This window comes from Sporosarcina sp. NPDC096371, assembly GCF_044762865.1.
GTDB lineage: Bacteria > Bacillota > Bacilli > Bacillales_A > Planococcaceae > Sporosarcina.
Window position 1 is genome coordinate 1,171,766 of sequence record NZ_JBIWFE010000001.1, and the last position, 26,071, is coordinate 1,197,836.

A 26,071-nucleotide genomic window follows, 5' to 3' on the forward strand; every position below is an offset into this window, starting at 1 on the left:
AACTATTTCATAATCCGAATAATGTAAGACTCGGAGCTTTTCTATTGTTCATACTTTTGCTAAAATATTCAAAGGTCAATTTGAATCAGTAGGAGCCTAGACTATTTAAATTGGCCTCCGGCGGATGTCACAAATTTTGAGGGGAGTTAATTGCGCAAGCGCAATTAAAAATTTGGACGCAATTACGCCGAGGCGTAATTGATTCTTAAAGATAAAAGGGGGGAGTTAAATGAAGGTTTTAGTACAACTGAGTTGGTTTTTTAAACAACAAAAAAAGCAGTACATATTTGGGATTGCCATGCTTGTTTTTGTCTCACTCTTACAACTCTTGCCTCCGAAAATCATCGGGATCATTGTCGATGATATTACATTAGGCGAATTGACAGCTGGTGGGCTGACAACATGGCTCGTAATCTTGGGTGTTGCGGGTGTGCTTATGTATGTTGGGCGGTTTTACTGGCGAATGATGATTTTTGGTTCAGCCGTTCTGTTATCCCGAAAAATGCGCGAGAAGTTATTCAATCATTTCACAAGAATGTCGCCGGCTTTCTACCAAAAAAGACGGGTAGGAGATTTAATGGCCCATGCCACAAATGATATTAACGCCGTGCAGCAAACCGCAGGCATGGGGGTATTGACACTCGTCGATTCTATATCAACAGGTGGATTGGTCATTTTGACTATGGCCATCACCATCAACTGGAAATTGACACTAATTGCTCTTATTCCGTTGCCATTCATGATTTTCATGACAGGCTATTATGGGAAATTGCTTCGTAATCGATTCCGATTTGCGCAAGAAGCTTTTTCTAATTTGAATGACAAGACACAGGAAAGTATATCAGGCATAAAGGTCATTAAAACATTTGGGCAGCAACAGGAAGATATTGAGGATTTTACGAATCTATCAACGGATGTTGTCGCTAAAAACATGCGAGTTGCTAAGATTGATGCTTTATTTGATCCGACGATTACAGGAATTTTTGCGATTTCATACATTTTGTCATTTTATTTCGGAACGAAGTTTATCATCGCTGGTGATATGTCTATAGGGGATATGGTAGCGTTCAGTACCTATCTTGGTCTCCTCGTGTGGCCGATGTTAGCATTTGGGTTCCTTTTCAACATAGTGGAACGTGGAAATGCGTCTTACAGTCGGATTACAGAATTATTGTCCATCGATCCGGAAATTAAAGACCTTCCTGGTGCGATCGATAACAGACCGGAAGGCGATCTCTATTTTGATATTGAAGAATTCAAATTCCCAGGCGATGAGCGACCTGCTTTACATAATGTTCACTTCACGTTGCAACGGGGAGAGACAATGGGGATTGTAGGGAAGACAGGATCAGGTAAAACAGCGATTTTGAAATTATTACTTAGAGAATTTGAAGGATACAAAGGTAGCGTTGTCTATGGTGGCAACCCGATTAATCAGTACAAGCAGCAACGACTACGGGAATCTATCGGCTATGTGCCACAAGATCATTTCTTATTCTCGACAACACTGTCTGAAAATATTGCATTCACGAATCCTAAAATTGCGACGGAGAAAATTTATGAGGCGGCACGACTTGCGCACATTCATGACGACATATTAGGGTTTACGGAGGGCTATGACACGATGGTCGGCGAACGTGGAGTATCGTTATCAGGTGGTCAAAAGCAACGGATTTCCATTGCGCGTGCTTTGATTATGGAACCGGAATTATTGATTTTAGATGATTCTTTGTCGGCAGTGGATGCCAAAACAGAAGAAGCCATTTTGGAATCTCTCAAACAGACGCGTACGGGTGAAACGACAATCATTACGTCCCATCGTTTAAGTGCCATTCAACATGCGCACAAGATCATCGTCTTAGATGAAGGGACAATTGTTGAAGCTGGAACGCACGAAGAATTAGTCAGAATCGATGGGAAATATAAAGAAATGTATGATCTACAACAACTCGAAGTACTTGTCGAACAAGGGGGTGAGGGATAATGTCAGTGGAAAAACAACCAAAACTATCAGCAAAAGACCAATGGCTTGTTTTCAAAAGGCTATTAAGCTATGCCATCCCTCATAAAAAAAGTATTACGATTGCGCTCGTGCTTCTAATTTTGACAACGATAGGAAGCATTATAGGCCCATTAATCATTCAACGTTTCATTGACAATCATTTGACACCTATGAGTTTTCCGAAGGAAGCCGTCACAACGATTGCCATCGTCTACATTAGTATTCAGGTCTTCATCGTCATTGTGTCCTATTTCCAACTCATGCGTTTCCAAGACATTGCATTGAAAATCATTCAACAAATGCGAATTGATGTATTTTCAAAAGTTCAAGGGCTTGGTATGCGTTATTTCGATAAAACGCCTGCGGGAAGTATTGTGTCACGTGTCACAAACGATACGGAATCTATTAAAGAAATGTTCGTTAGTGTCATTGTGACGTTTTTACAAGCTATTTTTGTATTAATGGGTGTTTATATCGCCCTCTTTTCACTGGATAGTAAGCTTGCGCTGATATCTTTAGCGTTATTGCCTTTATTCCTACTTGTTATTGTCGTTTACAGACGCTATAGCGCTGATTTCTATCAGGATATTCGTGAGCGGTTAAGCCAACTGAATGCCAAAATTGCCGAATCACTCTCCGGCATGGGAATGGTCCAAGCATTTAGACAAGAAGATCGATTGGAAGCAGAATTTGATGATATCAATGAAAAACACTTCCGAGCAGGCATGCGCAATATTAAATTCGATAGCGTGTTGTTAGGACCTGCGATTGACTTGTTATATGCTGTGGCTATTGTTTTCGTACTCGGTTATTTTGGATTTCTATCACTTGATAGTGCAGTCGAAGTTGGGATCCTGTATGTCTTCACAACATTAATCGGCCGACTGTTCCAACCTGTCCAGCAAGTCATGCAGCGATTATCCATTTTCCAACAAGCACTCGTTTCTGCCTCTCGTGTCTTTAAATTGATGGATGATTCGGATATGGAACCGGAACAACAGGATAATGGCAAAGCCGAAATTCGGGACGGTCAAATCGAATTTCGCAATGTGACGTTTTCGTATGACGGGAAAACAGATGTGTTGAAAAATATTTCATTCACGGCAAATGCAGGAGAAACCGTTGCCCTTGTTGGACATACCGGCAGCGGGAAAAGCTCCATCATCAATTTGCTGATGCGTTTTTATGAATATGAGCGCGGTGATGTCTACATTGATGGTGTTTCGCTGAAGGAGTTTCCAAAGCAAGAACTACGAAAGAAAATGGGGCTTGTCCTGCAGGATCCGTTCCTATTCTATGGGGATATCGAAAGTAATATCCGTTTGCACCATCAAGAAATGACTTCTGGGGAAGTAAGGGCGGCGGCTGAATTTGTGCAAGCGAATGAATTCATCGAAAAGTTGCCCGACAAATACGCACAAAAAGTGACCGAGCGTGGTTCAACATTCTCAAGTGGTCAGCGTCAACTGGTGGCGTTTGCCCGAACAATCGCAACAAATCCCAAAGTTCTCGTGCTCGATGAAGCCACGGCAAACATTGACACGGAAACGGAAGTGGCCATTCAGGCGAGTCTGGAGAAGATGCGAAAAGGACGTACAACGATAGCTATTGCTCACCGATTGAGTACAATCCAGGATGCAGAACTGATTCTTGTTCTTCACAAGGGGGAAATCGTTGAACGTGGAACGCATCAAGAACTGTTGACACAAAAAGGACTGTATCATAAGATGTATTTACTGCAAAATGGGATTTTAGAAGACGTTATCTAATTGTAAAGCGAATTTGGCAAGTTGACCGGCTTACAAACCTCAATAGGGGTATGTGTGGGCCGGTCTTTTCATATACTGATAAAATGTCATAAACTGTTCACAAACAAATTAGACGTATTCCCGCGCTTCTTTTGATACGATTAGGACAGAAAAGATAGAAGGGGAGAGAAAAATGGCACCAGACTTAAATCTATTTCTCGCTTTCGGCGCAGGTTTTTTAAGTTTTATATCACCTTGTACATTGCCGTTGTATCCAGCATTCCTTTCGTATATTACCGGCATGTCACTGGATGACTTAAAATCAGATTCGAAACGTATGAGTAAAAGCGGGATGCTACACACACTATTCTTTTTAATCGGATTTTCACTTATTTTTATCGTACTTGGTTTCGGATCATCATTTCTAGGGAAGTTTTTCATTGAAAACCAAGAAATACTAAGGCAAGCAGGGGCTATTTTCATTGTCTTATTTGGCGTTATGATTGCTGGATTGTTTACACCGCAATTTTTGATGAAGGAAAGAAAGTTACATTTTAAAAATAGACCTTCCGGATATTTTGGGTCCTTGCTAATTGGACTTGGTTTCGCGGCGGGCTGGACGCCATGTTCAGGACCAATCATAGGAGCGATTATCGGATTATCCGCTGCTAACCCTGGGTCAGGTATGCTTTATATGCTGTTATATGTGTTAGGTTTCGCGATACCTTTCTTCATCTTATCGTTTTTCGTTACACGACTCGGTTGGATTCGAAGATCGAGCGGGGTTATTATGAAGGTAGGTGGTTACGTTATGATAGCAGTCGGAATTCTACTGTTTTTCGATGGCATGACGTACATCATTAGTTTACTTAGTCCGATTTTTGGGGACTTTACAGGTTTTTGATAGGAGTTTGGAGGGAGACCTATGAAACGAATTGGATCATTCAGTGAATGGATTGAAACAATTGAACGGGAAAATGAATTGCTCCTTTTCGTGAAAACTGACAATTGTTCGGTCTGTGATGGATTATATCCGCAAGTAGAAGTATTGAAAGGGGATTACCCAATCCCTTTTTACCAAGTAAATGCGGCACAAGTTCCGGAAATGGCGGGGCAGCTGTCATTGTTTACGGCGCCGGTCGTCTTATTATTCCATAAGGGCAAAGAGTATACGCGATTTGCTCGATTCGTACGTATGGAAGAGTTAAAGCGACGCTTAGAAGAACTGGTAGAGCGGGGGAAAACGATTGAATGAATGGATTGAAACAATATTCACGAAAATACCCCCGGTTTATCTCATAATTGGTTCAACTGCTATTGCGCTGTTTATGGGAATTATGGCTCTCATCGTTCGAACGAAAGCGGCCAAAAAACCTGTTACAGCGAAAAAGATTATTTTGCCGCCACTCTTCATGTCAACAGGTGCGCTGATGTTCCTATTTGAAGAATTTAGGGTTGCACCGCTACAAATTGTAGAGGCACTTATTGTCGGAACCCTTTTCTCGATTATCTTGATAAAGACAACAAATTTTGTGCAAAAAGAAGATGGTATTTATGTTAAACAATCAAAAGCGTTTTTGTTCATCTTACTGGGGCTTCTAATCGTACGGCTAGTTGGAAAGTTGCTCCTTAGCAGTACAATCGATGTAGGGGAACTGGGCGGGATGTTCTGGATACTTGCATTTGGCATGATTGTTCCCTGGCGGATTGGTATGCTCAATAAATATTATAAAATGAGTAAAGAATCAAAATTAACCGCTAAGGCTAAGTAATAAGAAAAGGTGTCCACAATTTCATGTGGGCACCTTTTCTTATTGCTTAGGAAAATATAAAATCTCGAACTGTGGGTAAGTTGAGACGTATAGATTTTGCGTCTAGGCTCCAGCGCCTAGCCCCTCGAGTCGCTTCAGTCTTGAATATAAAGGCAAAGAGCGCCTTTATATTCAATACTTCCAGCGCTTGTCGGGGCTGAACAGGCGCTTGCGCTTTTGTACTGTTTCACCATTAGAATAGATTTTCGTACGGGGTCAAATCAATATTCATCGATGTTAGTTTTTTGCGTAAGAATTTATGATCACGTTTCGGCGTCGCTTGTATATATCCTCGGATAATAAGATCGTGATTAATTTTCTTCGCCTTTTCCTCTAGTGCAATCTCGCCAATCTTCCCTGCGATTTTTTGCTTCGCTACGGGGCGGAATAATTCCGGTACCGGAGTGACAAGCTCATTAAGCATTAGTTTTGCATCATCATTCCACAGGTGAAGTGAACTTTCTACGTAATGCTCTTCCCAGTCAAGTGTCGATTTCCCATCCGCCTTCGGAAATACTTTGAGAAACTTTCGGAACATGAAAAAGCCGCCAATGCCAAAAAGCCCGACAAGGACAAAACACCAGAAAATGATGAACCACATAAATAGATCCTGCAACAGTCTTCACCTCTTCCATTCTATTCTTCATTATAAGAGCATTTGCAAAAAAATACACGAACTATGTATCCCTTTCTCCATTTTTACTCTATAAAGTGGGTGAATTGAGATGATACACATTTTTTTCCTGTTGCATCACCTTAAACTAAGCTTGTCCCCATTCATGATGTGACTGTATCCTTAATGATGAAATAAACTTCACAAAATCGTCGATGTTTCGACAAGATGCTTCTCGACGATTTACTTGTTATGGTGTAATACTTCGGCTATGATGAACCTATAAACAGTATAGTGGAGGATAAGAGAATGCCTAAAAAGTTGTTGTTATCTTGCGTGTTACTCGCAATGCTCGTTCTCAGTGCGTGTTCAGGTGGATTCAAAGCAGATCACGAATATGAAGTTGAACCATTCGAGTTTACGAACCAGCACAATGAACAAGTATCATTGGAAGATTTGAAGGGCCAAGTATGGTTAGCGCAATTTGTGTTTACAGAATGTACTGCTGCTTGTCCACCCATGATGATGAATATGGTTGAACTCGAGAAACAACTTGGTGCAGAGGATGTTGAAGATTACAAAATCGTATCCTTTAGTATTGACCCCGAAGTTGATACGCCAGAAGCCTTTCAAGAGTACCTCGACATGTATGATGTCCAAGATCAAAGTAAGTGGGAAATGTTAACTGGTTTTACACAGGAGAAAATCATTAAATTTGCGATGGATTCATTTAAAGTTATAGTTGCCGATGATCCGGCTAATGATACTGTTATTCACGCAACTTATTTCCAACTTGTCAATCAAGATGGAAAAGTCGTTAAAACGTATAATGGCTATGCAGAAGTACCTTACGAGCAAATTGTTAAAGATATGAAAGCACTTATTAAAGAAGGTGCTTAAACAAAAAAGGCAAGGCTGGATTTGACGGGGTGAAAAATACAATGACAAAGAAGAAAAATAAAAAATCCTACAACAAGATAAAAGCGCTAATTATTATTCTTTTAATCCCCGTTGCAGTCACTGTTTTTACGTTGACGGCTATCATCTGGAACCCAGATTTGATTCGGAAATCAGCAAGTGCACTGATTGACATGAAGGATCATCATAGCGCAACTCCAATTCCTGAAGAATATGTTTCCATCTATAAAGAGGCGGCCGAAACATACGGTATTCCATGGACATTGTTAGCCGCGCATCATCGAATCGAGACTCGTTTTTCAAAGATGGATCCTCTTTTGTCTCCGGCTGGTGCGGAAGGGCATATGCAATTCATGCCTTGCACGTTTGTCGGGTGGGGGTATCCAGGATGTAGCGGACTTGGTAAAGGAGAAATCCCGGAAGCGGATAAAACAAATCCAGAAATTATCAAGCAATATGGCGGGCATGGTGTAGATGCGAACGGTGATGGGATTGCTGATCCATATGATATCGAAGATGCCATATTCAGTGCTGCAAATTATCTATCGAAAAGCGGCGCAGCGGAGGGGGAGTACGAAAAAGCCATTTTTGATTACAACCATAGTGAAAAATATGTTCAAGACGTACTTTTTTACTTCAATGAATACGAGACGTATCGTGTCGAAATGGAAAATAAATAATAAAAAGATGGACCGCCAAATGGGCAGTCCATCTTTTTATTATTTCCAATCAAGTTGCTTTACGCATGCTTCTCATGATAAAGCTCACAATAAAGACAAGGATTATCGCACCGATAAGGGCGGGGAATACGTAAAAATCAGACACTCGCCATCCCCATTGTCCGAGCAACTTACCACCGACCCAAGCGCCGATAATCCCGGCAATGATATTACCGATAATGCCGCCCGGGACATCCCTCCCTAAAATCATACCGGCAAGCCATCCGATGATTCCGCCGACAATCAAAAACCAAATGAATCCCATTGCATTCCATCTCCTTTTAAGTAATTCGTAGTTGCTTATGTAGTATTCTCCATAACCTTCTTTACAATACTTTAAACCGCAAATACGAAAAAATTACCAAAAAATTCGACTGGATTCAGCAGGAGCAATTGGTTGAGAAATTATCGAACAATCGTGGCTCCTAGTGTCTTTTCAAAATGACGCAGTGCCCATTCATGACCTGCAGGATCGAAACTTGCCACACCTTTTTCATGAATCACGATATTGAAGCCACGGTTGTAGGCATCAACAGCCGTATGGAGGATACAAATGTCTGTACAAACACCGACAAGATGCAATTCCGTAATTTTGCGTGCACGTAAGTGTAATTCTAAATCGGTTCCGGCAAATGCGCTAAAACGTGTTTTGTCCATCCAATGGATTTCATCCTTGCGTTCCTCATATAAATGTTGAAGTGTGCCATATAAATCTCTTCCCGCGGTGCCGCGAATATTATGCGGCGGGAACTGTTTAGTTTCAGGATGGTATGGATCATCGATATCATGCACATCCACTGACATGACCACAAAATGTCCTTCTTCTAGAAAGGTGGTTGTTAATTTCGTAATATAATTATCGAGCGCAATTCCCGGTTCGCCGCACGTCAATGCGCCATCCACGGCCACAAAATCGACCGTGTAATCAATAACCAATAATGCTTTCTCCATGTACTGTCACTCCTTTTTATACCATCCTATTTATCATGCCATAATCTAACAATAAAAACATACTCGAAAGCTAACGTCTACTTTTATTGTTTGAATGTTCTCAGCTATTATGGTCATCACGATTACTTATGAAAGACTATAAATATAATGTATTTTACTTATGTACGTTGGTATTATATGATGGACTAGAGAAAAGACGCTTATTTATAGCCTTTTCAGCAGTTGTAGTAAAAAGAGGAGGAATTCAGCATGACAAAAAGTAATTTGCACAACAGCCGTAAGTCCTTCGAACTAAACGGCAAGACGTATAACTATTATCGTCTAGCTGCACTCGAAGAAGCAGGCATCGCAAACATTTCTAAACTACCTTATTCTGTAAAAGTGCTACTTGAATCTGTCCTACGTCAACACGACGGCTATGTCATTAAAGACGAACATGTCGAAAACCTAGCAAAATGGGGGAAAGATGCGGACGCAGATGCGGAAGTACCATTCAAACCTTCACGTGTTATCCTTCAAGACTTCACAGGAGTACCTGTTGTCGTCGATCTTGCAGCACTTCGTTCAGCAATGGCGAAGATGGGTGGAGACCCTAACAAAATCAACCCTGAAATTCCAGTTGACCTAGTTATTGACCACTCTGTACAAGTTGACCGTTATGGAACGCTTGATGCATTGCAAAAAAACATGGAGCTTGAGTTCGAGCGTAACGCAGAACGTTATCAGTTCCTAAGCTGGGCTCAAAAAGCTTACGACAACTACCGTGCAGTACCACCTGCAACAGGTATCGTTCACCAAGTAAACCTTGAGTACTTGGCAAACGTTGTCCATGCAATTGAAAACGCAGACGGCACATTCGAAACATACCCAGATACACTTGTTGGAACAGATTCACATACAACAATGATCAATGGTATCGGTGTTCTTGGATGGGGTGTTGGTGGTATCGAAGCTGAAGCAGGTATGCTTGGACAGCCTTCATACTTCCCAATTCCAGAAGTTATCGGTGTTAAACTGGTTGGAGAGCTTCCAAACGGAACAACTGCAACTGACCTAGCGCTTAAAGTAACACAAACACTTCGTGCACACGGCGTTGTTGGTAAATTCGTTGAGTTCTTCGGACCTGGCGTTGGTAAATTACCACTTGCAGATCGTGCGACAATTGCGAACATGGCACCTGAATATGGTGCAACTTGTGGTTTCTTCCCAGTCGACGAAGAAGCGCTTAACTACATGCGCTTAACAGGCCGTGAAGAAGAAAACATCCAAGTTGTTAAACAATATTTGGTTGAAAACGATATGTTCTTCACAGTTGATAATGAAGAGCCAACATACACGGACGTTGTTGAAATCGATTTGTCTCAAATCGTAGCTAACCTTGCTGGACCGAAACGTCCACAGGATATGATTCCACTTACGGAAATGCAACGTTCATTCAATGAAGCAGTTGTAGCTCCTGAAGGAAACCAAGGTTTCGGGTTCACACCAAAAGAGCTTGAAAAAACATCTACAATCAGCTTTGAAGACGGACGTTCTGTTGATATTAAAACAGGTGACCTAGCGATTGCTGCAATTACATCATGTACGAACACATCTAACCCATATGTAATGTTAGGTGCGGGACTTGTGGCGAAAAAAGCTGTCGAAAAAGGTCTTACGCCTCCTGCTTATGTTAAAACGTCATTGGCACCAGGTTCAAAAGTCGTAACAGGCTACCTTAAAGATTCTGGTCTTGATGCATATCTTGATCAAATCGGCTTCACTACAGTTGGTTATGGTTGTACGACATGTATCGGTAACTCTGGACCACTTCTTCCAGAAATCGAGAAAGCAATTACAAGTAATGATATGTTGATGTCATCGGTTCTTTCGGGTAACCGTAACTTTGAAGGACGTATCCACCCACTTGTGAAAGCAAACTACTTGGCTTCACCGCCACTTGTTGTTGCATATGCACTAGCTGGAACAGTTGATATCGACTTCGAAAAAGATCCAATCGGTCAAGATAAAGACGGCAACAACGTCTTCTTTAAAGATATCTGGCCAACAACGGAAGAAGTACAGGCGGTTGTTAAATCAACAGTTACTCCTGAACTATTCCGCAAAGAATATGCACGCGTATTCACAGAAAACGAAGCATGGAATGCCATCGAAACAACAGATGATTCCTTGTACGATTTCGACGAAAACTCGACGTATATCCAAAACCCACCGTTCTTCGAAGGACTTGCAAAAGAACCGGCTGACATTCAAGGACTTTCAGGACTACGTGTCATTGGTAAATTCGGCGATTCCATCACAACGGACCACATTTCACCAGCAGGCGCAATCGGTAAAGATACGCCAGCAGGGAAATACTTGCTTGACAATGGCGTTAGCCCACGTTTCTTCAACTCTTACGGTTCACGCCGTGGGAACCATGAAGTTATGATGCGCGGTACGTTTGCAAACATCCGTATTCGTAACCAGATTGCAAAAGGTACAGAAGGCGGATACACAACGTACTGGCCAACAAAAGAGATCCTACCAATCTTTGATGCTGCTATGAAGTATCAAGAAGATGGTACAGGTCTTGCAATCATCACTGGTAAAGACTACGGAATGGGTTCTTCACGTGACTGGGCTGCGAAAGGAACATCCCTTCTTGGCATTAAAACAGTTATTGCTGAAAGTTATGAGCGTATTCACCGTTCAAACCTTGTGATGATGGGCGTTCTTCCACTTCAATTCTTGAACGGCGATAGTGCAGAAACACTAGGGCTTACAGGTGAAGAAGCGATTAGCGTTAACATCGCAGAAGGCGTTAAACCACGCGACATCCTACAAGTAACAGCAACAGCAACTGACGGTTCTGTTAAAAAATTCGACGTGCTTGCGCGTTTCGACTCAGAAGTAGAAGTAGACTACTATCGTCACGGCGGAATCCTGCAAATGGTTCTTCGTGATAAAATGAAAGACAACTAATACGATTAGAAAAGCATAAGCGCCTAGGTGCTTATGCCGAGATATAGAAAAGGTGTCCGAGTGAATCGGGCACCTTTTTTCATATTCTTTTTGTATAATGAATAGTGAGGTGAAGAAAGTGTATATAAGTGAAAAGAAAATTGAAATCAGATACGCGGAGACAGATCAAATGGGCGTCGTCTACCATGCGAATTATTTAGTATGGATGGAAATCGGACGGACAAATTTGATTGAGAGTCTTGGATTTACATACGCTGGGCTTGAGGCAGACGGTTATTTGTCGCCTGTGACGGATATATCCATTCAATATAAGGCGGCCATGAAATATGGGCAGAAGGCGACTGTTCGTACATGGATTGAATCGCATGGGAAACTACGCACGACCTATGGCTATGAAATTGTTCATGAAGACGGCAAGATTGCTGCAACAGGGACTTCAGAACACGTAGTGGTAAAAAAAGAGAATTTCCGTCCAGTTTCTCTACGGAAAATTGCACCTGAATGGGATGCGAAATATGTAGAAATTCAGCGAAGTAAAGACTAATGGCATTTGGTATAAGAATGGTGGAACTAAAGGCTTGGAAAAAAGCAGTCAGTGAAAGCGAAATCGCTTTTTTGACACATTACTGGCTCGATGAACGCTTTCCAGACTGCAAAACAGTAACAAAAGCAGGCTGCGCAGATATTGAAAAACTTGTCGAATGGGGAAAGCAATATGGATTGAAGCGTGAATGGATAGATATGCGAAATGACTATCCGCATTTTGATTTATTTGGAAAGTATGAACGAGATATTTTAGAAAATGAGGGAATGACCGACCAGTTAGAGCGATTCGGCTTAAACAAATAAGCGTGTGGCATAGAGTAAGAGGTTTTCTTGATCAGGACAACACAACAAAATAGCAGAGGAAATCACGGACCTAATCTCAAAAGCGATTAGGTCCCTTTTTGTTGATGTATAGTCAGTCCCATTACTCAACAAAAGTGCGTGTTAGTTGAAGAGTTTAACGTATTCAAAAGTAGTAAGCATCAGTGCTATAACCGACGCTTTTTGGTCGCGGTAATAGGTTTTATCTCGTCTGTTGATTAACCAAAAAATAACTAAATTTAGCACTAGCATACTGTAGACAATCATTTTGGGTTGCTTTGGATTGAACAAACTTCTATATCATTATCCTCGAAATGTTTTTATGTGTCAGGATGCGACGAAGTCGCATCCTGACACACTTTTCCCGTTAATCATATGGTCTTTGTTCATCAGTCGCGCTCCAAAATCTCAAGTACACAAAGTGCGAATGATTTTTAGGATGAAAGAACAATCTACTTCTTACTTAGAGAGGCGGCCAAAGATACAATTTTGGCCGCAGAAGCTTTCGCCATGGTCTTTTGTTATTGTAGAAAAGGTTCACTTTCTACCAGGCTTTCCATATTAAGAAGTCTAAGCCTTGCTACAAGTAAAGAAGGAACGCATTGTACAGTGGACAAGAGTCCCCGAAATTGTATCTTCGGGCACTTACTCTCCCTAAAGAAAGTCATCTATTCTTTTCTTCCCAAGCAAACGCATTCTTCACTTCACTATTGGAGGAACGCGACAGGTCATGAGGCACAACAGCATTATGAAAACGAGTATGTCTAGAAATGACGCAGTCATTTCTAGACATACTTACCCCCGGACAGGAGGAATCGCATTTGATTCCTCCCCTAAGGCTGTCGTGGGGCATGTACCGAAAGCGGGCCGGAAATGGTTCAGGGAATATGAAGAGTAGAGGCATTTCCGCCAATTTTTTATGCAAGTAAATGGTTAATCAACAGTCGTGAAGTTTAATTGTTCTCTTATTCACACTGAAGAGAACCCATAATGCACAGAGTCTCATGTTTTTTTGCCTAGTCCCGCCTAAACCCAATACAGCTACACAACATACTAATGAAGGGAAGCCAATATGTTTACTTTCGGAAGGTGAAGCTGAAAATGGAGTCTATCTTATTTATTGAAACAACAAAATCAGGATCTAGTAGAGAGGCCATTAAAGCTGCTGCTCGGTTAGGATATTTCACAGTATTGTTAACCGAAAGAAAGAGTTTTGTGAAGCAGAGAAATGAATTTGTAGATGTTTCTCGAATGATCCAATTAGATGAATTGACAGAAGAACTAATTCGAACGGAGATTAGTCAGCTTTTAATGCAAGGGAATATCATCAAGGCGATCATCAGTCTTGTAGACCCGTTTGTATCGATGGCCGCACAATTCGCAAATGAATATTGTGGTACAGTACTTTCCGTTGAAGCTTTAAGGATAATGGAAGATAAAACGGCTACTAGAATTGCATTGAAAGAAAATACAACAACCCCCCAATTTGAAATAGTTGAGCCTTCAGACGACTTGGAACATGTAATTCACAAAGAATATAATTTTCCAATCATCGTGAAATCAGCCATTTCAAAAGCCTCTAAGGATGTCTATTCCGTCGAAAATAAATTTGAATTGGAACAAACGATTAGAAAAATGACTAAGCTCTATCCAAGTCAAAAAATAGTACTGGATGAGTATTTAGATGGTCCGCAATATCTAGTCGAAGTACTCGTGCATAATGGAAGTAGTCATATCGTTGCTATGATTAAACAGGAAATCACAAAAAACATAAAATTTATCGTAACCGGTTATGCAGTAGAGCTAGATCTCGATAGTGAATTGTACAAAAAATTAGTTCATGCAGTTGAATCAATCATAAAAGATCTAAGGATCACGAATGCTGCTTGTCATCTTGAATGTAGATATGTAAATGGAAACTGGAAGCTAATTGAGATGAATCCGAGAATATCTGGCGGGGCAATGAATCGAATGATTGAGGAAGCATTTGGTATTAGCCTGGTGGAAGAAACGATTAAACTTTATCTTGGTTTTAAACCTAATTTGACAAAAAAAATTGAAAAACCTATTTACACCCACTACATAATAATCGAATCTTATGGGACTCTTCTGCAAGTTATTGGTGAAAGTAAAGCTGCAGCTCACCCCGGGGTAAAAGAGGTTTATATAAAACCGCGTAAAGGAGCAATCATGATGCCGCCACTCTCAATGGGCCACCGTTACGGATATGTGATTGCGTCCGGAGATACGTCGGAAGAAGCAAAGGCAAATGCAGTGAACGCAGCAAGTAGCATAAAATTCTATTTGGAACCGTTGTAAGTGAAAAGTAGTTAACACCCACTCCAATATAAACCTCCCACCATACAATGAAATAATAGGATATTTGAATGTCGGCTTTCAAAGAGGAAGGGGGACAACTCGAGGTGGATAAACCGAGTTGTATTTGCCATGCGATGAAAAGATTGCTGAAAGAACAGCAAATAATTGCGGGTATTGACATGGAATTTCAATTTATCTGTTCGGCAAAAAAAGTGGATACCATACCTTTTATGCTTAATGCTACAAATAAAAATAAACCATTTAGGGCTTTCTATAACTGTATAGCGACTCCATTTTTTCGATTAGAAAAAATGGATGAGGATACATGCTGTGCGCAATTATCACTACTTGAAGCCGTTGATATAGAAGGAAATCCAACTGACTCGTGTGATGATTTATTCACACTTCGGAAAACGAAAAGTTGCATTATTGTTAATTTAAATTGCTTTTGTGCCATTACCCCCCTTCCTCTAGAATGTGTCAATCGTCCACTCCCTATTATTGAACCGAAATGTTAATCTATTTTACCTTCGCCCTAGGTTCAGGTTGCCTAGGGCATTTTCAATAATTTATCTTTCAACAATTAAACGCTTATCCGTATCAAAAGTATTGTTCTTTGAATGTACTATAGGAGATCATCTAAAAGATAAAAAAGGAGATTATTCAATGACTTTGATAGGAATGTTACATCATAGAAAAGATCCCACCACTGTCATAAAGTCTTATGCATATGCAGTCGTGGCTAAAGCAGAAGGTGCTAAATTTTTCTACTTCTCTCCTGGAGAAGTGAATTTTGTTAACCGGTCAATTAGGGGACAAGTGTATGAAAACGGACAATGGATAGAACGACTGATGCCCTTTCCAGACGTTATCTATAATGCAGGTAGTCCAGAAAAATTGGCCAAATCTAAAGAAATTATTCAAAAGCTAAAAAAGGAGATTCCCTTTACCACTCATTCTATCGGGAATAAATGGAATGTTACTGAGCGGTTAAAGGAAGCGAAAGAATTTGCAAACTATCTAATTCCGACAGACATTGTAAAAGACACCGAACATTTCTTTAAATTTATTGCTGCATTTGAAAAAGTTGTATTCAAACCGAGTGATGGAAGAAAGGGAAAAGGCATTTTTTTTATATCAAAAAAGGAAGACGATTTTCTGGTTAGCTATGACACAAATCATATTCGTTACTCAAGGCAACAACTATATGATTTCATAAAGTCAAAGATTTCAAAGGGAACTCATATTATTCAACCCTATATTCAATCAGTCACGAAATCTGGGCAAGTGTTTGATTTCAGACTCCATGTTCAAAAAAATGGAGAAGGAAAATGGGTGATCACCACAATCTATCCACGAGTTGCCCCAACAGGATCGTTCGTTCCAAATATTAATAATGGTGGATTCACTAATTATTTGGATCCGTTTTTACAACAAGAATTTAAAGAAGAAGCTTTTAATATCAGGCGCACTTTAGAGTATTTTTCCTTGTCCCTAGCCAATCACTTAGATGAGCTTCAAATGGTCCAATACGAGGAAGTCATTGATGAAATTGGAATAGATATCGGATTAGACGAGAATCTAAAAATATGGATATATGAGGTGAATTGGCGGCCGGGTTGCCCTCCCGCGTTTTATTTGGAATTGGATGTAGTAATCAATATGATTAAATATGCCATGTATCTTGCAAAAAACCAAAAAGCACTAACAGAAAAAATAAAAGCGATCAAAAAACAACACATTGAAGAACAAAAGGGAACTCCGATTATCGCCATAACCGGTAGTGCTGGTAAAACAACAACTAAAGCATTCCTTGCATCGATCTTGTCGAAGAAATGGAACATATTCGAATCGAAGGATTATTGGAATACGACTGAGCATACGAAAAAACATGCTGTGGAAATACAGCCATCCCATAAGGCGGTTGTATTGGAGTATGGTATGGCTTATCCAGGCGTCATTACAGAACATTGTAGTATCATCAAGCCAAATATTAGCATTGTGACGAATATAGGAATGGCACATGTCGGGAATTTTGATGGAGATATTAAAAAAGTAGCACATGCAAAATCTGAATTGATCCACGGTATGGATCAGGAAGGCATTCTATTTATAAACAAAGATGATCCAAATTCAACCTATTTAGAGACCCAAAAATTTAAAGGAAAGATCATTTCAATTGGCGTAAAATCGAACGCTGACTACAGAGCTTATGATGTTACCTATGTAGACAACGGAATGCAATTTAAGATGAAGCTCCAAGGTAAAGAAATATTGTTTTTCATTCCTATTTTAGGGGAACATCATGTCTATAATGCACTAAATGCAATTGCTGTCGCGGATTATTTAGGAATTGCGCCGTTAGACATTAAATTGGGGCTGCTCTTTAGAAAACCGCCGAGAAGATTGACGATTTATAATTGCCGCGACAATATAACTCTCCTGGATGATACTGTACACTCCCATCCTGAAGGGGTAAGGGCGGCAATCGATGTCCTCTCTAATATCGGAAAACACCGTAAAATAGCTATTATTGGTCAAATGAGGGAGTTAGGTGATTTACGAGAAGAGGAATACCGAAAAGTCGGCGAATATGTGAGTGGACAGAAAATTGATATTTTAATTACCTATGGTTTTCGAACAGATGAAATTGGATCACAAGCAAAGGTTAAGGGATTTTCACCTGAAAACGTTTATCATTTCACTAATAAAGACAAATTACATGAATTACTATCAAGGATTATTGAAAAAAATGACACGATTTTGGTCAAAGGAGCTAGTAAAACCAATATGTTTGAAACAGTGAAATTTATTGATCAAAATTTTAAGTAAAGAATCAATAAAAACTCGAATAATTACCACTGATTAACAGTGCGTAATTATTCGAGTTTTAAAATTTGGCGACTAACATATAGAGGTCCTATTACATTTTCAGGGTTCCATGTTACCCATACAACAATTGCTCCTCGATTTTCATAGTCTTTCTATTTACTCCGTTAGATGAAACGTAATTTCGTTTGCAGCATTTTGTGCCAACATTTTCGCCTCTTCCATACTTGCTCCTGTCGCAATTACATAAGCATAGCGATGACCCATAGACAGTGGCGGTATTAATTTGGTTCCTTTTTTAGGCTTCACGTAAACTTCAAACACCCCAGGGGAATTTCTAGCCCTCCGCTTGCCAGTTACCTTTTCCAAAATTCCTTTTCTGGACACAACGAGATACTGGGTAAATACGTAATTCAAACATTTTGGTTTTAATGAAGGGATTCTCCCTAAGGATAATTTAAGGGTTTCTTCTACTAAATTAAACCCAAATGCAGCTTGAAGCATTTTATTCATTGCGCCGCCAGATATTCTTGGGTTGATTTCTATCAATTTCCAACCGTTGGCTGAAAGTCGTAATTCAAGGTGAAGAGCACCGTTCTGGATATTAAATTGGGAGATGACAGAGTGTAGGACCTTTTCAATCCCAACTTTTACATGACTTGGAACATCCGCAAATACGCCGTAACCAGTAATTATAAACCTTTTGCCTTGTGTAATTTCTTGTTTCATAATTCCGGCAATCTGAATCTTATTGTTACAAACAAGAGCCTCGACTAAATATTGATCTCCTTCAATAAATTCTTCAATGATAATGGACTCATCGGGATGCTTTTCCCGTAAGCTCGCGATATGCTTTTCTAACTGTTCAGTTCTCTTTGCAAGCAATACATCTTTAGAACCTGTCGATTTTGGGGATTTAACCATGACAGGAAAATGGAATTGTACGTTTATCGTTTCACCCGGCTTTATAACAAAAAAATTCGGGGTGTAAGGTTGATCTTTCAGAAAAGATCTTGTTTGCTCTTTATTTTCCATTATCGCAATAGCTTTAGAGGAAGTGCCGCTTTCACAAAACTCTTCACAAAGCGTTGATGCCCGATGTACATTTGAATCGATAAAACTGACAATGGTCTTGATGTCCTTTCCATTTAATTGTAGTCTTTTTATTTCTTTTTTCATTTCTGAAATATTGCTCGTATCAATAAAAATCATTTCGTGAACATCCGTGTATTCGTTTCTTTGGAGCAATTGCTTTTCTTTATTTGTGAATACAACTGTAAAGTACCCCAGTCGTTCTGCAGCTTTAATGGCTTCTCTACTTGATCCGGATTTATTTGTGCCTATAAAAATAATCGTTTTCAAACGGTCCACTCCCTATTATGAACTTTCGTTAACACAACTCTTTATATGTTTATGGGATAAACCGTTATTTGATTGGTTAAGTATCATGAAAGTATGTAAATAAGGCTAGGTGTCCGTTCGGTCATTCATGTAGTGCTTGCATTTTATCTATATACGCTATTTGTACAAGCAAAATTATTATACTTACATATAATGTTATAAATGAAAGGAGTGAATAGTTCACAATGAAACCCTTCTCAGTCAGGCATATACGAAACACTCTAGGTGGCGATTTGATTCAAGGGTCTGACGATGTGATTGTTTATCATGGTGCTTATCGTCTTAAACAGGTGAAGAAGCAACATACAATTCTCTTTTTAAAGCAGAATATTGTTGATTGGGAAAGACTAAAAAAATTCTTCCCACTCGTGCTTGTCACTCAACTACCGTTTAGGCCAAATGAACAATTAGTGGATCTGACCGTCATACAAGTAAAGGATACCGATGAAGCGTATTGGAGATTTGTGCATGACTATCGTAACTTGTTTCAAATTCCTGTCGTAGCCATCACAGGGACTTCTGGAAAAACAACTACAAAAGAAATGATAAGACACATACTTTCAGCAGATAAAATAATTGCATATACAAACAGCAGTAATAATTCTCGAACCGCTCATTTAGAATATCTCCTCAGCATTAATGACGAAACAGAAGCAGCAGTTTTTGAGACAGCAGTCGGTGCACCTGGGGATGTACTAAATGCAGGAAAGTACTTCAAGCCCAACATTGGGATTATTACGAACATAGGCGCACATCATTTAAATTATTGTAAAACGCTAGAAGGATACATTCATGCGAAAGGTGAAATGTGTGCTGCCCTCGAACAGAAAGGTGTATTAATCATTAATGCAGATGATCAAAATAGTAGAAAACTCGATTTGACCAATTATAATGGCCGAATCCTAAAAGTTGGAATCTATTCTTCCTGCAACTTTAAAGCATGCGATATTAATTTCTGTAAAGACGGGATGCAATTTACTGTTCAGCATGAGCAGAAAGAGTATCCGATGTTCGTACCGGGTGTTGGAGAGCATCAAGTTTATAATGCACTTGCTGCTATTGCAGCTGCTTTTGAAATGGGTATTGATCTTCCAGAGACTGCGAATCGATTGAAAACGTTCCAAAATTTAAAAAAGCATCTTCAAGTGTTTGAAGGAATTAACGGCTCTACCGTTCTTGATGACACATGGAGCATGACAACAACCTCATTGGAAGCAGCTCTAAAAGTATTGAAAGAAGTAGGACAAGGCAAAAAAAAGGTGGCAATTGTAGGAACCATAACGGATTTAGGTTCTTGGGGGTACATTATTCATGAACAAGCAGGAGAACTCATATCTCAAATAGGTGTAGACGTGCTCATTACAATTGGAGAACATGCGCGAATAATGGCTGATTATGCGGTAAAGACTGGCTTGAATTCACAGGTCTATACCTTTAACAATAGCATTCTTGTTTTGAATCTCCTAAAAAAGATCGTCGACGAAAATACAATTGTCCTTATTAAAGGCGATATGTACAGCAAACCTTTGATCGAATTGGCAGTTAAATTACGTAAGAAGAATTAGCCCCCTTTAGCACGAGAGTGTTTAGAGGGGGAGCGTTTTGTATATAAGCGTAAATTATTTTACTAAAGTAGATTGTACTGGGACAAACACCAAGCCAGACCTCTATTTTAATTAATATACTAAAGTATTCTGATAGAAAGGGGGGAAATCAATGGGTATCCTTTGTCCTTGTGGAGTCTCTGTTAACGCTAGCTCCCAAAGAAATAAAGTCAAATTTGCATTTAAGTGTGGAACTGTGACAGGCAACCTAACTTACTGTGCGAATGTTTGTATCACTACTCTCAAAAAGTCGACACTTTCCTTAAAGTTTGTAGATACGGAATGTCCAAATAGAAAAAACTTCTTATTTACTGCAAATACAATTACTTCTGTTGTCTGTAAGAAGGACGGGCAGGGCTGTGAGGTGACTATTAATGGCACTGGAATCGTGAACGGAAAACAATATCCATTTATTGCTGTATTTAGAGATCAAGTTGCTACAGCTGCTCATGATATTGTAGAGAGTTTTGAAATAATAGGGTTCTTTAGCCAGAACGGTGCCGTACTTGTACCACAAGGCTCAATCATTGCGTTGGGCTGTCGGGAATTGTAATTGCCCTATAACTCTCGGCTGTCTATACCGGGAGTTTTTTGATTTTATTTGTCCTATGATTGTCGAATTATCCTAAAAGAAGTTACGAATATTCAAAGGGGGGAGAATTGTGAAGGCCAGTAGCGGTCGACTAAGCCAATATTTACTATTAAGTTCCACGGAAAGCTTATCGAAGTATCTAGTAGAAACAGAACTATTTTCGGAGGCATCCCTTTACGAGTTTATAAAAAAGTACAAGACGTTAGTCATTAAGCCTGTTTTTGGCCCTGGTGAGGTTTGTGTTTTTACTGAAAAAACCAAGTTTCGGGTTGTATCTAAGAAGAACGCACTGACATGTACGAATAAAGAAGAGGTTTATCGACATTTGATACGCCATGAAATCAAGCAAAAGTTTTATGTGATCAAGCCGATCAAGATGAATTGTCGGTATTCTCAGGGCAATTATCAATATTTTGTTACCGTTCACCGGAAATCAGCTTTACATGAGTGGTGTGTACAAACTTATGCTGAACAAGCTAGTTCTAAGAACGGAAGAGGTATCTATAAGTATTTCCGCCACGAGATAAGGAACGTATCTATGGTTGTCGCAAAAAAGCTGGGCGAATCCTTTCCTGAGTGTAATACGATTGTGATTGAAATTGTGTATGACATGAAAAACGGAATATGGATTCAAGATACAGTTTTGCACCTATCTAAGAGTAAATGGAATCAATATCTGACACTTATCACAAAGCGCTCACTAGCGTCCTATGTTCCAGATACTGATTTATTCACGGAGTCTACTTTTAATCATTTTCTTCATAGATATAAAGCAGTAATCATTAAGCCATGCGATGGACAAGAAGGTTCAGGAATTGTACAAATTTCCTCAAATAATGGCCATTCCTATGAAATTCACTCAGGATTAAGGAAGATTACGAAAGCAACCCTCGAGGAAACCTATCATTTTATCGAAGAAAGTTATCTTTCCGAAAAGTATTATATTATTCAGCAAAGATTACCATTAGCGACGGTAGATGCCTGTCCAATCGATTGTAGAGTCATTGTGCAAAAGATGGATTCGACTTGGACATCCACGGGCAAGATTGTGAAAGTAGCTGGCGAGGGTTTTTTCATTACCAATGCAGCCCAGGAGTTATTATCATTGGAGAATGCCATTCAGAACTCAAACATGTCATGGGTAGATATCGATGTACTTGAAGAAGAAATTGAAGAGATCTGTATTATTGCTGCCAGAAGGCTTGAAAAAAACAAATTAGGCATAAAGATCATCGGCTTTGATATTGGAATTACTTATCGGGGCGATATATGGATAATTGAAGGAAATGACAACCCAGACCTCTCTATGTTTTATAAGCTGGAAGACAAAACAATCTATGCGAATATATTAAAAGCGAAAAGAAATTAGCTTAGTATCTTCAATACTGATCCACGACGACTATAGCTAGCTCTTTAGATTGTTAAACGCCAGGTAATAGCAAGAAATGATTCAGTACCCATACATTAAAAATTTGCTTTTCATACTATATCTAGAGGAGAGGAGGCATCGTATTGAAACCATTATTAGTGGGAGACATACGCAAATTACTCCAGGGTGAATTAATTTGCGGTTCAGAAAATTGGAAGGTAAGGAATGCCATTTATTATAAGCGCCACGATCTTACTGAGTCGCATACACTTATGTTTGTGAGCAGAAGCGACACGGTTAACTGGCAAGAAATTAATCTTAAAGGCCCTGCTTTTGTGATTTCAGATAAGCCTACAGCTGAACTGAAAAACGCCCTGCCAAATACGACCGTAATAAAAGTGGCTAGCCTTGTCCAATCTTATTGGAAATTTATCAAGTACTATCGGGGTCTTTTTACGATACCCGTCGTTACAATAACGGGAACATGCGGTAAAACAACAACGAAAGATATGATTAAACATATCTTAAGTAAGGATCGTCATATCCAAGCATCCATTAGCAGCAAAAATGAACCACGAAGGTCATTGCCTTATTTGATGGGGATTGATGACAAGACAGATGCAGCGGTTTTTGAACATGGACTAGGGAATTCGGGTAATATTACACACCAATGTATGATTTACCAACCAACGATTGGAATCATTACAAATATTGGTGTGCATCATTTAGATGGATGTAAAAACCTTGAAGGATATATTAAGGCCAAATCAGAAATAGTGGATGGCATAAAGAAAGACGGCAAATTAATCATAAATGCAGATGACGAAAATACAAAAAAGGTTCCTTTACACTCGTTCAAAGGAAAGATTATTTATTTTGGAGTCGGTATGCGATCAGACTTCAGAGCATCTACAATCAAATTCGCAAAGCATGGAATGGATTTTCGACTCCACTTTAATAAAAGAACATATAAAGCGTTTATACCCGGATACGGGGAACACCAAGTATATAATGCACTTGCAGCGCTAGCGGCTGTAAATGAGATGGGTATGGATTTACAGGAAGCTATTACTCGTCTAGCAACATATGAGAACATGACCCGGCACTTGGAGTTTTCTAATGGGGTAGGTGGAAGTACAATCATTGATGATACATGGACAAATAACCCAACTTCGATAGAAGCCGCATTAAAGGTCCTGGATTCAATTGGAAAGGGGAAAAATGTCGTTCTTGTATTAGGCGATATCAATAGATTGGGTACTTTTGAAAAAAAATATCACGGCGAAATTGGCAGTATGGTCGCGAAAAGAAACATTCATACGTTAATTACGATTGGAAGCAAGGCAGAAGAAATCGCAAGACAAGCGATTCAGGACGGAAGTAAAGCGACTATCCATATATGTAAAGAGGTCAAAGGGCTTAAAGAGCTTTTAGATCCTATCCTCGACAATGACGCGATTCTGCTTATAAAAGGCCCCATGTCAAGCCGATCCATGATCGAGTTTGCGAATAGTTTAAAAATGGGAGACTAAGAAAAGCGTAAGGAACTTGGACACTCGTATGGAGTGAAAAACGTATACTTTCAAATCATTTAATAAAAAGAAGCATTCGACCACATATGTGATGAATGCTTCTTTATGATTCCATTAATTAAAATACACGTCGTCCTGCAACATAGTTTTTCTTAGCCCAAGTTGAGTTTAGACTTTCTTTCAAAACAGAACCGGAAGTGGAAAGAGAAATATATTGATTTCCTCCAATGTAAATTCCGGTTTGTGTAATGTTTGCCCCTTTATTATCCGTTGAGAAGAGAAGAAGATCCCCTTTTTGGAGGCTAGCTTTTTGAACAGCCTTGCCGATTTTCGCCTGTTGGCTGGCAATTTTACTTTTTAGGTCAATACCTTGATTTTTATAAACATAGTACGTAAAGCCAGCACCTGTAAATGTTAAAGTCTTCTCATCATAACCGTAACCAAATTTCGCTTTACCCATTAATGATGATGCAAAGTTGACGATTTTATCAGCCGATGGAGCACTGACAGTAGGCGGCACGACGATTGGTGTATTCTTATCAGTCAAAACACGTTTTGCTGTTATAAAACGTTGATCGTAATAGTCAACGAAGAGAACTCGAGTTAGGATTCCATTTGAATTTGGAATGATAATTCTGTGGTCCCCTGCGTATATCGCAACTAAACCTGGTGTCTTTGATCCAATCGTATTACTAAAGAAGATCAAGTCACCTTTCTTTAGGTTTGCTCGTGAGACTGTTGTTCCTACCTTCATTTGTTCACTAATATTGGTCGATCCAAGAGTTACCCCATTTTTGTTATAAACATAGTTAACGAATCCTGGGCCTGTAAACTTCATTGCTTTATCATCGTTAACCGTGCCCATTGTTACTTTATTCATTAAATCAAAGGCTAGACTAACAACGTTATCCCCTTTTGTTGCTGGATTTGAAGGGAGCAAGCTTGGCAGAACTCTACGAGCCGTAATGTAACTGTCTTTATAGTAGGGTTTGCTGTTTAAATCAGAAATTACAATCTTTTGTGTTGGGTCTGCCATTTGAATCACTTTGTTATCACCGATATACATCGCTACATGATCAGGAATCTTAGTTCCTTTACTAGAGAAGAAAAGTAGGTCCCCTTTTTGCAATTGATCTCTTGCTACGTAAGTTCCTTGTTGCATCATATAATCTTCATTGTACGTAGCTAGATCTACGCCGTTTTCTCCGAAAATATACATAAGGAAAGTCGCACAAGAAAATTTATAGGGGTAAGTAGGCTTGTACTCCGTATTACTGTAAGTAGCCTTCCCAATCAAACTTTTACCAGTTTGAATTATTTGATCCGCCTTTGCTTCAACGGCGGATTGATTGTTTTGCGTAGTTGTAGTTGCAGCAGATACATTTACTGGATTTGTGGAAACTACACCTAATGTACTTAGACTGATGCAAACTGCGAGTGTAGCTGTAACTATACGTTTTTTCATAAAATTCCTCCTGAAAATTTTTGTAGTAGATCTCGCAATTGATAGTAACATAAAAAGGTAGCAGGACTTCTAGGGAAATATTTCCTTGTTGAATGCTTGTATATCCCTAATCCTTGCTCCTAATGGGTTAAACAAGGATTTTTACAATTAGATTACAAAGCTATTAACAACGTGTTACACATCTTTTTGATAGTATCTGTAATTCTGTTCAGAACATTGGTATGTTAAGCTTATAGTAATAGATTAATTAGAAGAGAACAGGGTGATGACACATACTCTGGTGCTTCAATCAAAATTAATTCCTCCAGTTCCACCTACAACATACATGCGTAGTTCTTTATTCATTCATTAAAAAAATGAAAACTGA

Annotated in this window: 22 protein-coding genes; 17 read left to right on the forward strand and 5 right to left on the reverse strand. The window is 39.4% G+C overall.

What is annotated here, in order from left to right; genetic code table 11:
• Positions 1-229: 229 nt before the first annotated feature.
• The 5 genes from ACIQ0H_RS05705 (at position 230) to ACIQ0H_RS05725 (ending at position 5,522) form a co-directional block, all read left to right on the forward strand.
• Complete coding sequence (locus ACIQ0H_RS05705) at positions 230-1,984, forward strand: ABC transporter ATP-binding protein (RefSeq protein ID WP_403412144.1); 1,755 nt, start codon at positions 230-232, stop codon at positions 1,982-1,984.
• A gap of 5 nt (positions 1,985-1,989) precedes the next feature.
• On the forward strand, positions 1,990-3,771 hold the full coding sequence (locus ACIQ0H_RS05710; protein WP_403412402.1) for an ABC transporter ATP-binding protein: 1,782 nt from the start codon (positions 1,990-1,992) through the stop codon (positions 3,769-3,771).
• 172 nt (positions 3,772-3,943) lie between these two features.
• The gene (locus tag ACIQ0H_RS05715) at positions 3,944-4,654 is read left to right on the forward strand and encodes a cytochrome c biogenesis CcdA family protein (RefSeq protein ID WP_403412147.1); all 711 of its coding nucleotides are present in this window, start codon (positions 3,944-3,946) and stop codon (positions 4,652-4,654) included.
• 21 nt (positions 4,655-4,675) lie between these two features.
• Entirely contained in the window at positions 4,676-5,005 is a 330-nt protein-coding gene (locus tag ACIQ0H_RS05720) for a thioredoxin family protein (RefSeq protein WP_403412150.1), read from the forward strand.
• Between the two features lie 13 nt (positions 5,006-5,018).
• Positions 5,019-5,522, forward strand: a complete 504-nt coding sequence (locus ACIQ0H_RS05725) for a CcdC family protein (RefSeq protein ID WP_403412405.1) — start codon at positions 5,019-5,021, stop codon at positions 5,520-5,522.
• 232 nt (positions 5,523-5,754) lie between these two features.
• Here ACIQ0H_RS05725 and ACIQ0H_RS05730 read toward each other — a convergent pair whose 3' ends face one another.
• Positions 5,755-6,162 (reverse strand): DUF2621 domain-containing protein, encoded by a 408-nt coding sequence (locus tag ACIQ0H_RS05730; protein ID WP_403412408.1) that lies wholly within the window; start codon positions 6,160-6,162, stop codon positions 5,755-5,757.
• Positions 6,163-6,483: 321 nt separating this feature from the next.
• Here ACIQ0H_RS05730 and ACIQ0H_RS05735 point away from each other — a divergent pair, with 321 nt between their 5' ends.
• The gene (locus tag ACIQ0H_RS05735; protein WP_403412153.1) at positions 6,484-7,074 is read left to right on the forward strand and encodes an SCO family protein; all 591 of its coding nucleotides are present in this window, start codon (positions 6,484-6,486) and stop codon (positions 7,072-7,074) included.
• A 41-nt stretch (positions 7,075-7,115) separates the two neighbouring features.
• Positions 7,116-7,772: a lytic transglycosylase domain-containing protein gene (locus ACIQ0H_RS05740; protein WP_403412156.1), complete on the forward strand. Its 657-nt coding sequence runs from the start codon at positions 7,116-7,118 to the stop codon at positions 7,770-7,772.
• Positions 7,773-7,821: 49 nt separating this feature from the next.
• On the opposite strand, the gene ACIQ0H_RS05745 is transcribed toward ACIQ0H_RS05740, so the two are convergent.
• Together ACIQ0H_RS05745 and ACIQ0H_RS05750 are read right to left on the reverse strand one after the other, a co-directional pair.
• Positions 7,822-8,076 (reverse strand): GlsB/YeaQ/YmgE family stress response membrane protein, encoded by a 255-nt coding sequence (locus tag ACIQ0H_RS05745; RefSeq protein ID WP_403412159.1) that lies wholly within the window; start codon positions 8,074-8,076, stop codon positions 7,822-7,824.
• A gap of 140 nt (positions 8,077-8,216) precedes the next feature.
• Positions 8,217-8,762, reverse strand: a complete 546-nt coding sequence (locus ACIQ0H_RS05750; RefSeq protein WP_403412162.1) for a cysteine hydrolase family protein — start codon at positions 8,760-8,762, stop codon at positions 8,217-8,219.
• 249 nt (positions 8,763-9,011) lie between these two features.
• Between ACIQ0H_RS05750 and acnA the strand changes: the two genes are divergently transcribed.
• The 6 genes from acnA to ACIQ0H_RS05780 all read left to right on the forward strand — a co-directional run bounded on the left by acnA (position 9,012) and on the right by ACIQ0H_RS05780 (position 17,744).
• Positions 9,012-11,726: an aconitate hydratase AcnA gene (gene acnA, locus ACIQ0H_RS05755; protein WP_403412164.1), complete on the forward strand. Its 2,715-nt coding sequence runs from the start codon at positions 9,012-9,014 to the stop codon at positions 11,724-11,726.
• 118 nt (positions 11,727-11,844) lie between these two features.
• Positions 11,845-12,270: an acyl-CoA thioesterase gene (locus ACIQ0H_RS05760; RefSeq protein WP_403412410.1), complete on the forward strand. Its 426-nt coding sequence runs from the start codon at positions 11,845-11,847 to the stop codon at positions 12,268-12,270.
• Positions 12,270-12,575 carry a hypothetical protein gene (locus ACIQ0H_RS05765; protein WP_403412167.1) on the forward strand — a complete coding sequence of 102 codons (306 nt, stop codon included), beginning with the start codon at positions 12,270-12,272 and terminating at the stop codon, positions 12,573-12,575. Before ACIQ0H_RS05760 ends, ACIQ0H_RS05765 begins: the two co-directional genes overlap by 1 nt.
• A gap of 1,119 nt (positions 12,576-13,694) precedes the next feature.
• On the forward strand, positions 13,695-14,912 hold the full coding sequence (locus ACIQ0H_RS05770) for an ATP-grasp domain-containing protein (RefSeq protein ID WP_403412170.1): 1,218 nt from the start codon (positions 13,695-13,697) through the stop codon (positions 14,910-14,912).
• A 104-nt stretch (positions 14,913-15,016) separates the two neighbouring features.
• Positions 15,017-15,430 carry a CotY/CotZ family spore coat protein gene (locus ACIQ0H_RS05775; RefSeq protein ID WP_403412173.1) on the forward strand — a complete coding sequence of 138 codons (414 nt, stop codon included), beginning with the start codon at positions 15,017-15,019 and terminating at the stop codon, positions 15,428-15,430.
• A gap of 148 nt (positions 15,431-15,578) precedes the next feature.
• Positions 15,579-17,744: a YheC/YheD family protein gene (locus tag ACIQ0H_RS05780; protein ID WP_403412413.1), complete on the forward strand. Its 2,166-nt coding sequence runs from the start codon at positions 15,579-15,581 to the stop codon at positions 17,742-17,744.
• 156 nt (positions 17,745-17,900) lie between these two features.
• On the opposite strand, the gene ACIQ0H_RS05785 is transcribed toward ACIQ0H_RS05780, so the two are convergent.
• Positions 17,901-19,103, reverse strand: coding sequence for an ATP-grasp domain-containing protein (locus ACIQ0H_RS05785; protein WP_403412176.1), 1,203 nt, complete (start codon positions 19,101-19,103; stop codon positions 17,901-17,903).
• A gap of 293 nt (positions 19,104-19,396) precedes the next feature.
• On the opposite strand from ACIQ0H_RS05785, the gene ACIQ0H_RS05790 reads away from it, so the two are divergent.
• The 4 genes from ACIQ0H_RS05790 (at position 19,397) to ACIQ0H_RS05805 (ending at position 24,239) form a co-directional block, all read left to right on the forward strand.
• The gene (locus ACIQ0H_RS05790; protein ID WP_403412179.1) at positions 19,397-20,707 is read left to right on the forward strand and encodes a Mur ligase family protein; all 1,311 of its coding nucleotides are present in this window, start codon (positions 19,397-19,399) and stop codon (positions 20,705-20,707) included.
• Between the two features lie 151 nt (positions 20,708-20,858).
• Positions 20,859-21,299 carry a hypothetical protein gene (locus tag ACIQ0H_RS05795; protein ID WP_403412182.1) on the forward strand — a complete coding sequence of 147 codons (441 nt, stop codon included), beginning with the start codon at positions 20,859-20,861 and terminating at the stop codon, positions 21,297-21,299.
• 109 nt (positions 21,300-21,408) lie between these two features.
• Entirely contained in the window at positions 21,409-22,707 is a 1,299-nt protein-coding gene (locus ACIQ0H_RS05800; RefSeq protein WP_403412185.1) for a YheC/YheD family protein, read from the forward strand.
• Positions 22,708-22,850: 143 nt separating this feature from the next.
• The gene (locus ACIQ0H_RS05805) at positions 22,851-24,239 is read left to right on the forward strand and encodes a Mur ligase family protein (protein ID WP_403412188.1); all 1,389 of its coding nucleotides are present in this window, start codon (positions 22,851-22,853) and stop codon (positions 24,237-24,239) included.
• Between the two features lie 118 nt (positions 24,240-24,357).
• On the opposite strand, the gene ACIQ0H_RS05810 is transcribed toward ACIQ0H_RS05805, so the two are convergent.
• The gene (locus ACIQ0H_RS05810; protein WP_403412190.1) at positions 24,358-25,704 is read right to left on the reverse strand and encodes a C40 family peptidase; all 1,347 of its coding nucleotides are present in this window, start codon (positions 25,702-25,704) and stop codon (positions 24,358-24,360) included.
• Positions 25,705-26,071: the final 367 nt, after the last annotated feature.